This window comes from Trabulsiella odontotermitis, from assembly GCF_001297775.1.
Classification (GTDB): Bacteria; Pseudomonadota; Gammaproteobacteria; order Enterobacterales; family Enterobacteriaceae; genus Trabulsiella; species Trabulsiella odontotermitis.
Window position 1 is genome coordinate 195,766 of the sequence record NZ_LIFX01000013.1, and the last position, 9,804, is coordinate 205,569.

The window sequence follows — 9,804 nt, forward strand, 5'->3', positions numbered from 1 at the left end:
ACCTGTAACAGTGATTGTGCCCGCAGCGTCTTTCTTAACTCAGTAATAGCCCAGCAATTTCCACCACAGCATGCCGACAATAAAGGTCAGCACGACGTTAAAGGTGACCACCGCCAGGTTGATTTTGTAGAAGGTTGCCCGGTCGAAATAGCCCTGCCCATAGTAAATCGGGCCCGGACCACCGCCATATTCCGTATTCCCCCACATCAGGTTACTGAAAATACCGAAGCAGATCGCAACCATCATCGGCGGTGCGCCTGCGGCGATAGCTGTCGCGACGAATGGTGCGTACAGCGCTGCCACGTGCCCGGAGGCGGTGGCGAACAGATAGTGAACGTAGATGTACAACAGTCCGAGGATGACAAACGCCGTCATCGGGCCAAAACCCTGAATCGCGCCGTCTAACTGCTGCGTCATCCATTTGATAAAGCCCAGCCCCTCAAGACCGCTGGCAAGACTGATGATCACGCTGAACCAGATGACCGTATCCCAGGCGGCGTGATCGCCGAGCAACGCTTTCCAGTCCACGGCGCGGGTGGCGAACAGATACGCCGCCAGACCCAGACCGACCGCCGTCGCCGACAGGCCAGTGATCAGACTGGTTCCCCAGCCAATCAGGGCGAGAATAAAGCCAATGGCGACTTTCTTCTCTGCACTGCTCATCGCCCCCAGCGCCTGCAACGAGCGCTTGCCCATCTCTTTAGCTTCCGGTGTTTTTTTCAGTTCCGGATTCAGCAGCTTATAGATAAGCAGCGGCGCTAACATGAAGCAAACCATCGCAGGAACCACTGCCGCGACAAACCAGCCGCCCCAGGAGATCTCAATCCCCAGCGTTGATTTTGCCAGGCTGCCGACCAGTGGGTTCGCCGCCATCCCGGTCAGGAAGATGGCGCCGGTGATTGGCGTGAACTGGAAACAGACCATGGTTAAAAAGTTGCCGATGCGTTTGCCGGTTTCACCGGGTGCGGAGCCGAGTACATCGTTAATCGAACGGGCGATCGGGAAGATAATTCCCCCGGAACGCGCCGTCACCGATGGCATGGCAGGCGCCATGATCAAATCCGACACACCGAGTGAATAGGCGATCCCCAGACTGCTTCCGCCAAACATCGACAGCATTTTGTACGCGATGCGCTTACCCAGACCGGAGGTGACAAATCCCAGCGACAGTACATAGGCACAGAAAATCAGCCATACCGTACCGTTAGCAAACCCCGACAACGCCTTTGCTTCCGGCAGGGTCTTACTGAAAATTACCACGCAAATCGAGATAAGCATCACCGCCCCGGACGGCAACGGCTGCGTCAGAATTGCCGCAATGGTGGCGGCAAAAATGGCAAACATATGCCATGCCTGCGGTGTTAAACCTTCCGGTACCGGACAGAGCCAGATAATGGCACCGATGGCCAACGGCACACCGAAGGCAATGATGGATTTTCCCCTGGATGAAACAGATGACATGATCATCTCCTCGTGCAAATGGTCATTGACCTGGATTAGTGGCGTCCGGCTGATTTCGCGAGCACCTGATCCACCATCTGCGGCGCCATCCCCAGATAATTCGCCGGGTCAGTCAGGCGTTCAATCAGTTGTGGATCCAGACGGCTTGAGACGCCAGGCATGGCGTTGAGCACGTCCGCCAGGCGACCGCCTTTTTCATTCACCACGCGACAGGCGTCGTACACCACGTCATGCGCATCCTGACGACCAATGTAAGGGGCCAGTCCCATCATGACGGCTTCAGCCACGATAAGTCCTTTGGTCATATCAAGGTTTCTGGCCATCGCTTTCTCATCAACGATTAAGCCATCAAGCATGAATTTCGCCTGATGCAGCGCCCCGGCGGCGAGCACAAAGCTCTCCGGGATGGCGATCCATTCGGCATGCCACGGACCGGTCGCACGTTCGAGATCCTGTACCATCGCGTCGAGCATCAGCCCGGCGTGCTGGCGAACCCCTTTCGCGCAGGCCAGCATCAGTTCGCTGGAGATCGGGTTGCGTTTCTGCGGCATGGTGCTGCTGGCACCGCGGCCTTTCACGAACGGCTCGTACAGTTCGCCAAATTCGTTGGCGGCAAGCAGCATCACGTCATAGGCAATTTTGCCGAGCGAGCCGGTGATCACGCCAAGCAGGTTCACCGCTTCTGCAAAACCGTCGCGTGCGACGTGCCAGGTGGAGGCGGGAACGCCGAGACCCAGCTCTTCCATCATTGCTTTTTGCACGGCGAGGCCTTTATCGCCCAGCGACGCCAGGGTGCCTGCCGCACCAGCGAATTCCCCTACCAGTACGCGGGGGCGCGCCTGCTCCAGTCGTTCGGCGTGACGATCAAACATGTCCAGCCAGATAGCTGCTTTATAGCCGAAGGTGATTGGAAGTGCCTGTTGCAGATGGGTACGACCCGCCATCGGCGTGTCACGGTAGCGCTGTGCCAGCCCGGCGAGAATGCTGCGTAGTTCGCGGATGTCGGCGTCGATGAGATCAAACGCGTCGCGGATTTGCAGGACGACGGCGGTGTCCATGATGTCTTGTGTGGTGGCGCCCCAGTGGACGTAGCCACCCGAAGCCCCGGCCTGTTTTGAGATCTGATGCACCAGCGGAAGGATCGGATAACCGACGATCTCGGTCTCATGACGCAGCAGGTCAAAATCCAGCGTATCGGCGTTACACTTTTCAGCGATTTCTGTGGCCGCATCCTGCGGGATAACGCCGCAGCGCGCTTCGGCTTTCGCCAGCGCCACTTCTACCTCAACGTATTTGCGGATAAGTTCGTGATCGTCAAAGATGGCGCGCATTGCCGGGGTACCAAAAGAATCCCTGAACAGGACGGAATCTAATACTGTGGATGCCATAAAACCCCCTTTTGAGTGGGATAGTGATAGACTGCCGGTCAGCCGATATCCAGACGACAACCCGGCATGCTCCTTGCGGCACGCTAAATGTCTGGACATTGCTATAATGTACGTACATTTAGAATGTACGTACATTTTATAATGACCGTACATTTGGAAGGGAAGTTCTCATTCCTGCTTTTGTGATAACGATCGGTAATTTAGAAGAACAATGGCGATGAAAGAGTCTCTGTACCAACGTATTGCCCGTGAGCTGGCGGCAGATATCGCGTCCGGCAAATACCCTGCGGGCTCGCAGTTTCCGACGGAAAAAGAGCTATGCGAAGCCTATCTGGTCAGCCGTCACACCGTGCGTGAAGCGCTGCGAAGCCTGACGGAGCAGGGGCTGATTTCGCGACGTAAAGGGGCGGGGACGCACGTCTCCGACAAGCCTGATGAGAATTCACATGACCATCCGCTGGCCTATCTGGAAGATTTGCTGGTACTGGCCCGCAACAACCTGCGGGTGGTGAAAAAGGTCGATGAGATTGTGGCAGACATCGAACTGGCGCAGGTCATCGGTTGCCCGCCAGGATCACGCTGGTTGCATATCGCCAGTATTCGTGAAGACGCCCAGAAACGCGATGCGCCGATTTGTTGGACTGACAGCTACGCCAGCACGACCTACAGCAAACTGCGCCAGTTGGTCCGCAGCGATCCCCATGCGCTGATTAGCGATCTGATCGAAGAGCACTACGGCATACGTAGTCAGGAAGTGCACCAGACCATCACCGCGGTCGGCGTACCGGCAAAAATGGCGAAGGTGCTGGGCGTGGAGACGGGTTCTCCGGCGTTGCGCATTGTGCGGCGTTATATCGACCGCCAGGGCGAGACCTTCGAAACCACTGTTTCCGTGCATCCCGCCGGGCGGTATACCTGTTCGCTGGTGCTGAAACATCTGTCGGCAGAGGAGTAGAAGAAAAACAGTGCGGGGTTCATTGAAAGCGAATTATTGTTCTATCCTTACCATCCCGGATCGCTGTCTTTTCATTCATTGAGGTTATCAACGCTATGCCAACACCTTCGCATGCGGTCGCCAGTGAACTGGGTCGCGTACTGGTTGAAAAGCAGTTGCAACTGGCTACGGCGGAATCCTGTACTGGCGGGCTGATTGCGTCGGCGTTATGCGCCGCCGACGATACCCCTTCGTTTTACGGTAGCGGGTTTATTACCTATACCGATGACGCCAAAATCACCATGTTGGGCGTTAATCGCGAGACGATACAGACGTTTACTGCGGTGAGCGAGCAGACGGTCAAAGAGATGGCCGTGGGGGCAAAACAGCGTTCAGGGGCGGATGTCAGTCTGGCGGTGAGCGGTTATGCCGGGCCGGACGGGGGAGAGGATGGAACGCCTGCCGGGACGGTGTGGTTTGCCTGGCAACTGGCGCAGGATGAGATCCATACCAGCGTCAGGCGTTTTGATGGTGACAGCGAATCGGTACTCGCACAGGCCACCAGTTACGCCATGGCGGCGCTGATATTATTACTGGCTGAGTATGTGTAATCCGCTGTCCTGCTAAAAACCACGCCGGAGCGTGGTTTTTTTATCGCTTAACTGTCGTGTCGGGCCATCAGTTGCGCCAGATCCACCAGGCGATTTGAGAATCCCCATTCGTTGTCATACCAGGCGAGGATTTTGACCATATTGCCGCCAATCACCAGTGTCGACAGACCATCAATGATCGACGAACGCGGATCGCCCTGGTAATCGCTGGAAACCAGTGGTTCGTCACTGTAGCCCAGTATCCCTTTCAGCGGCCCGGAAGCGGCGGCATTGCGGAAGGCGTTGTTGACTTCTTCTGCCGTCACATCACGCTCCAGCGTCACGGTCAGGTCGACGATCGACACCACCGGCACCGGCACACGCAACGAGTAACCCGTCATTTTGCCATCCAGTTCGGGGATCACTTTCCCCAGCGCTTTAGCGGCACCGCTGGAGTAGGGCACAATCGACAGCGCGGCGGCACGCGCACCGCGTAAATCTTTTTCCGGCTGATCGTGCAGCGCCTGGCTGTTGGTATAGGCGTGAGTGGTGTTCATCAGGCCGTGCTTAATGCCGAAATGCTGATGAAGAACCTGTGCGGCAGGCGCGAGGCCGTTGGTGGTGCAACTGCCGTTGCTGACAACGTAGTGTTTTTGCGGATTGTACAGGCCGTCGTTGACACCCATCACAATCGTCAGGTCGTCGTTTTTGCCCGGCGCGGAGATGATGACGCGTTTCGCACCACCATGCTCAATATGCACTGCCGCTTTCTCACGTTCGGTAAAGAAACCGGTCGCTTCGATAACAATATCCACGCCGACATTCCGCCACGGAATATTTGCCGGGTCGCGTTCGCTGAACACGGTAATTGACTGACCGCCAACACGCAATTGCCCTTCGGCGGCGGAAACCTCTTCCTTCAGCGTGCCGAGCAGTGAGTCGTATTTCAGCAGATGCGCCAGCGTTTTGCTGTCCGTCAGATCGTTAATCGCCACGATCTGCAAATTGTCATTACCCAGCGCCGCGCGCAGCACGTTACGTCCGATCCTGCCGAAACCATTAATACCGATCTTAACCATGATCAACTCCTCAAGTGTTGTCTCTGGCTTTACTGTAGGGGGCGGTGGTTTTGGCGTAAATGACAAATAAGGATCACTTTACGCCATTTTGCGGATGTGAAAGCGCTGGCGGTATTCACCTGGCGTCAGGTTGAGCTGCTTTTCGAACAGGCGACGCAGGTTGATGCTACTGCCAAAACCGGTCTGTTCGGCGATTTTATCCAGCGTATCGCTGGATTGCTCAAGCCTTTGCCGGGCGGCGGCGAGACGGGTTTCGGCGACATAACGCGCGGGTGAGGCGCCGGTTTCGCGCGTAAACACACGGGTGAAATTACGCGGGCTCATGGCGACTTTCTCCGCCAGTTTCTCCACGCAGAGGTCAGCGGTGATGTTGTCGAGGATCCACGTCAGCAACTCGTTAATCGGCCCTGAACCGCTGGTCTGCGTAAGATTGAAGCGGCTGAACTGCATTTGCCCGCCGGGGCGGCGAAGGTACATCACGAAATCCTGCGCGATGTCGCGGGCGAGGCTGAACCCGTAATCTTCTTCCACCAGCGCCAGCGTCAGGTCAAAACCGGAGCTGACCCCGCCGGAGGTCCAGATATTCCCGTCCTGAATGTACAGCGGCCCGCCTTCAACATTCACTTCAGGAAATGCCGCTTGCAGGGTGTCCAGCAGCCGCCAGTGCGTGGTGGCGCTCCTGCCGTTGAGCAGACCGGTTTGCGCCAGCAGCAGTGCGCCGCCGCAGATGGACGCAATGCGGCGGGCATGCGGAGCGGCGAGGCGCAGCCAGTCGACAACCGCTGTGCCTTCCAGCGCATTCTGGCCTCTGCCGGTAATAATGATGGTATCGAGCGGCTCGCGCGGGTCCAGTTCATGGAGACGGTGATCGGCCAGCAGGTTCAACCCGGACTGGCCGTGGATTACCTGGTGCGGCTGCGTGGTGGCGAGAGTGACCTGATAACGCGGATGCGTTAACCCTTCCGTTTGCAGCTGGTTAGCCTGCGTCAGAATGTCGGCGATCCCGGCAGATTCAAACAGCATCCCGCCATCAGGGACAATAATAAGGATTTTCTTCATGTCCTGAAAAGTAAACCTTTGACAGAATAAGTCAACCCAAAACGTGGTTCGTGCCAGTCAACACATACCCCTGTTCTTATTTATTATGTGAAAAAACCTTTTCTCCGGCGAAGAGGTATCTTAAATCCTTCTTCTTTTTCTGAAACGCAGGCATATCCGGCTTGTAATATTATTGGTTTTTGGTGCTAAATATTTTAAATGCCATCATTTAATTTATTTTATACTGCGGGAATCTTATATCTGGAGCATTAATCTGGTCGGATGATTAAGGTCATTTCATTTGCCTCAATGATTCAAACATGGAGAATTAATCCCTATTCGATGGCTTACTTTATTGTGAAAGATATAAGTATGAAATATTTTAAATTAAGTACTACAGCATTGTTAATTAGTAGCATTCTGGTTGCAGGTACTGCTAATGCAGAAATTAATAATGAAGATGGTGTTATTTCCGGGAGTGGTATTATAGACGCTGGTGGCGTTTATAATATTATCGGCACCATAGGTGAAAATAATACTATTTCTGTTGCGAATAATGGCAGCGTCACCGTAAATCATAATGGTGGCTCACCGATGGTCTATGGCTTTGGTGAGCTTGAAGAAGGCGATTTTCTGCTGACCAGCGGCTCCGTTGTGGTCGGTAACAGCGGTAAGATTGACCTGGGCTCAGGCTCTACAGTGAATACCGTTTATGGGGATCTGATCGAAGGCGTTTACCCTTCACGGCCAGACATCGCACTGGATCAGGACTATGCGTTTGTATTTGGTGTGGGCGTCGTTGAAGCTGGCGGAAGTAGTGATGCTTACTTTGCGAAAGCCGGGAATATTACCGCAGATGATCTCACTGTGAATATCAGCCACCAGCGTGCTGATAAATTTGTCGTCGGTATTCATGGCGATAAAGCGACAGCAACACTGGATTTTACCGGTTTAACCACGGTGAATTCCACCGCACTCGCTGAAAAAGGCAAAGCGTTTGGTATTTATGCAAAAAATGGTACGCAGGTTACTGCCGAAGATTTAAATCTGACCAGCAAAGGTCGGGAATATGCCGTGGGCATCGCTTCTGAATCCGAGCAGGAAAATGCCCGTTCACTCGTTGTTTATAACAATGCCGTGGTTAACTCTACTGCTGATGAGTATGCCGATGGTATCAACACGACTGGTGGTGACATTGAAGCGCTGGGAGATACGCAGGTGACTGTCACCGTTAATCAGACCGGTGGTGTGACGTCAGGGATCTGGGTATCCGACGGGCAGTACGGCATCGATGTAGATTCACATTTCACGGCGAAAGGTAAAACCTCTCTGGTATTAAACGCCGGGGCTGATGGTACGGTCCTTCATGGGGCAGAATCGATGGGTTCGTCAGAATTAACCACCAACGATCTGACCATTGTGATGGACAGTCAGGGGCACCAGCAAACTGAAGGCACAGGTTTACTTGCGACAAAAGAAGACGCGCAGGCTCCGGGACGCGTGGTGATCAATGGCAAACTGAACATTGATGCCACGGATACTACCCGCAATGGCACCTGGCACTACATTCAGGCAGATAACGGTGGTGACATTGCGCTGAACGGTGAAATTCAACTGGGCACGAACTACAACGATCCGGATGCCACGGCGATCCTGGCGGAAAACGCGGATTCGCGCGTCACGACGACAGCGCAGAAAATGCAGGTCGTCGGTACCGTTGAAGCGAAAGATTCCGCGCTGATTGAGTTGAACGCTAACAATGGTTCCCGTTTTGTCGGCGGCTTTTTGACCAGCAGCGATGCCGAAAGCAACCTGTCGCTGGCGGATAGCTCTGTCTGGGATATGACGAAAGATTCTCAACTGACCAACCTGACGTTAACTGCATCGACGCTGAATTTCCTGCATACCGCGGCTCAGAGCCAGAAAATGACGCGCAATGCGGCAACGTTTAAGACGCTGACGGTGGACAACGATTACGCGGGCAACAACGGCAATCTGGTGATGAACACGCAGCTTGGCGATGACAGTTCACCAACCGACCGCCTGATTGTTAATGGCAACACCAGCGGCACCACCAATGTGACGGTGCTGAACGCAGGCGGCACAGGCGGCCTTACTACCGACGGTATTGAACTGATCACCGTTAACGGCACTTCCGCAGGCGAATTCAAGCAGACCGGGCGTATCGTGGCCGGGGCCTATGACTACACCCTGCAACGTGGCGCGGGTCAGGACGCGACGAACTGGTACCTGAGCAGCGCGCTGTCCCCGGAAGATCCGGTTGACCCAATTGATCCCGTTGACCCGGTTGATCCACAAGACCCGACCGACCCTGTCGTGCCGCAGAAACCGGCTCAGCCGACAGAGCACGCTGTACGTCCGGAAGCCGGTCTGTATGCGATGAACCTGCAGGCGGCCAACAACCTGTTTACCACCCGTCTGCATGACCGTCTCGGTGAGACGCACTACGTTGACGCGCTGACCGGTGAAACTGCGGTGACCAGCATGTGGCTGCGCAACGTCGGCGGGCACACCCGTCAGAAAGACAGCAGTGGTCTGGTGAACATGCAGAGCAACCGCTATGTGATGCAACTGGGTGGCGATATCGCGCAGTGGAGTTCTGACGAGGCTGACCGTTATCACCTCGGTGTGATGGCCGGTTATGCCAACCAGAAGAGCCGAGCGGTCAACCATCGTAACAGCAACCACGCCACCGGCAGCATCGACGGTTACAGCGTCGGCGTCTACGGCACGTGGCTGCAGGATAACGACACGCTGGAAGGCGCATATGTTGACAGCTGGGCGCAGTACAACTGGTTCGATAACACCGTGTCCGGTGATGACGTTGCGGCGGAGTCGTACAAATCCAAAGGCTTCACGGCGTCTGTGGAATCCGGCTATACCTGGAAACTGGCAGACATCAGCGAACGTAACGCGCTGTACATCCAGCCGAAAGCGCAGGTCACCTGGATGGGCGTGAAAGCGGATTCGCATAAAGAAACCAACGGCACCCGTGTCGAAGGCAATGGTGACGGCAACATTCAGACCCGCGTTGGCGTGCGTCTGTACGGCCACGGCCACAACAAACTGGACGATGGTAAAGGCCGCACCTTCCAGCCGTTCGTGGAAGCCAACTGGATCCACAACAGCAAGGACTTTGGTGTGTCGCTGAACGGTCAGCAGGTAGAGCTGGCAGGCGCCCGCAATATTGGTGAACTGAAAGCCGGTGTTGAAGGTCAACTGACGAAGAACGTCGCCCTGTGGGGTAACGTTGGTCAGCAGGTTGGCGACAAAGGCTACAGCGATACCGCTGC

7 protein-coding genes are annotated in these 9,804 nt (G+C 55.2%); 3 read left to right on the top strand and 4 right to left on the bottom strand.

Annotated elements, in window-relative coordinates:
• Positions 1–39: 39 nt before the first annotated feature.
• The gene (locus tag AOY23_RS18380) at positions 40–1,461 is read right to left on the bottom strand and encodes a DASS family sodium-coupled anion symporter (RefSeq protein ID WP_054180580.1); all 1,422 of its coding nucleotides are present in this window, start codon (positions 1,459–1,461) and stop codon (positions 40–42) included.
• A gap of 35 nt (positions 1,462–1,496) precedes the next feature.
• The gene (locus tag AOY23_RS18385) at positions 1,497–2,849 is read right to left on the bottom strand and encodes a class-II fumarase/aspartase family protein (RefSeq protein ID WP_054180579.1); all 1,353 of its coding nucleotides are present in this window, start codon (positions 2,847–2,849) and stop codon (positions 1,497–1,499) included.
• A gap of 217 nt (positions 2,850–3,066) precedes the next feature.
• Here AOY23_RS18385 and AOY23_RS18390 point away from each other — a divergent pair, with 217 nt between their 5' ends.
• Both AOY23_RS18390 and AOY23_RS18395 read left to right on the top strand, forming a co-directional pair.
• Entirely contained in the window at positions 3,067–3,804 is a 738-nt protein-coding gene (locus tag AOY23_RS18390) for a GntR family transcriptional regulator (protein ID WP_054180578.1), read from the top strand.
• A gap of 95 nt (positions 3,805–3,899) precedes the next feature.
• Positions 3,900–4,394: a 2-oxo-tetronate isomerase gene (locus AOY23_RS18395; protein WP_054180577.1), complete on the top strand. Its 495-nt coding sequence runs from the start codon at positions 3,900–3,902 to the stop codon at positions 4,392–4,394.
• A gap of 47 nt (positions 4,395–4,441) precedes the next feature.
• On the opposite strand, the gene gap is transcribed toward AOY23_RS18395, so the two are convergent.
• Together gap and AOY23_RS18405 are read right to left on the bottom strand one after the other, a co-directional pair.
• The gene (gene gap / locus AOY23_RS18400; protein WP_054180576.1) at positions 4,442–5,452 is read right to left on the bottom strand and encodes a type I glyceraldehyde-3-phosphate dehydrogenase; all 1,011 of its coding nucleotides are present in this window, start codon (positions 5,450–5,452) and stop codon (positions 4,442–4,444) included.
• A gap of 78 nt (positions 5,453–5,530) precedes the next feature.
• Positions 5,531–6,511: a GlxA family transcriptional regulator gene (locus AOY23_RS18405; RefSeq protein ID WP_054180575.1), complete on the bottom strand. Its 981-nt coding sequence runs from the start codon at positions 6,509–6,511 to the stop codon at positions 5,531–5,533.
• Positions 6,512–7,084: 573 nt separating this feature from the next.
• Here AOY23_RS18405 and AOY23_RS22400 point away from each other — a divergent pair.
• Positions 7,085–9,804, top strand: a 2,720-nt coding sequence (locus tag AOY23_RS22400) for an autotransporter outer membrane beta-barrel domain-containing protein (protein WP_235503413.1), incomplete at its 3' end; no start/stop codon positions are given.